The sequence below is a fragment of the Polaromonas sp. P1_F1 genome, assembly GCF_056405795.1.
Genome location: NZ_JBFUBJ010000021.1, coordinates 1 through 1178 on the forward strand (window position 1 = coordinate 1; position 1178 = coordinate 1178).

At 54.6% G+C, this 1178-nt stretch carries 1 protein-coding gene; it reads left to right on the forward strand.

What is annotated here, in order from left to right; translation table 11 throughout:
• The first annotated feature begins 204 nt into the window (after nt 1–204).
• Nucleotides 205–1167, forward strand: coding sequence for an IS110 family transposase (locus AC1DZE_RS23235; protein WP_046031124.1), 963 nt, complete (start codon nt 205–207; stop codon nt 1165–1167).
• The last annotated feature ends 11 nt before the right edge of the window (nt 1168–1178 follow it).

Genomic DNA, 1178 nt, shown 5'->3' on the forward strand with positions numbered 1-1178 from the left:
GCTTGTATGTTTAGACTTGAAGGGGTGGGCGGGACTAAAAGCTCGATTCCGACTCTAGCCAGTACGGACCGTGGGAGACTTCTCGTCCCGCCCCTTCTACCCGAAGCGCCGATAAGGAATTCATCGGTAAAACCGACGATAGAGGCAAGCCAGCGCAAGGGTAAACCCCGACAAGCCCTTAAACCCTAGCTCCGAGGATTCGTCATGACAATCCTTACCTCGCCAACGGTAATCGGTATCGATGTAGCCAAGGCCGAAATCGTCGCTTACCGCGAAGACATGCAAACCACTCAACACATCAACAACGACCGAGAGACTCTTGGGCGTTGGCTCAAAGCTCTGCCTGCGCAAAGCTCAATTGCTTTGGAAGCCACCAGCATTTACCACTTGGACACGGTCGAACTGGCCCATGAAATGGGACACCGGGTTTACGTTGTGGATGCTTATCGTCTGAGCCACTACCGCGAAAGCATTGGCCAACGGGCGAAAACCGACCCTTGTGATGCGCGCCTGCTCGCGCGTTACCTGTCTAGCGAGCAGGATCGACTGCGCCTCTGGAGTCCACCTCCGCAGGCCTACAARGTGTTGAAAAGTCTGCTTCATAGACGCGCAGAGCTTATCAATGTGCGTGTGGGCATGACGCTGAGTTGGTCAGGTGAACCGCTTCTGAAGGATGAATTGGCCCGGCAATTGAAGTCCTTCAAACAAGCGGAGCAAGCCATCCAGAAATTACTGCACAAAGTCAGCAAAAAGGCAGGCATCACCGAAAACATCAAGCGCTGCAAAGCCATTGAGGGGATCGGTGAGCTTACGGCTATGGGCTTGGCGACCGCATTCATGCGCGGTCACTTCGCCAACGGCGATGCATTCATTGCTTTTTTGGGGATGGACTTGCGAGCAAAGGATTCAGGCAAGAAGAACAGCCCTCGCCACCTGTCCAAAAAAGGCGATACGGAGCTGCGGCGCCTGGCTCACAACGCGGCGATGGCGGCTTGTCGGTCTGCCACCTGGAAACCGTACTATGAGTCCTATCTCGTCAGAGGCTTGGCAAAAACCCAAGCCCTGGTGATCCTCGCCCGCAAGCTATGCCGGGTGGCATTCGCTCTCATGAAAAACCAGAGCGAATACCAGCCAAATTTAAGGCTGCAGGGTTCCCCTGCAACATAGAATCTCCCACA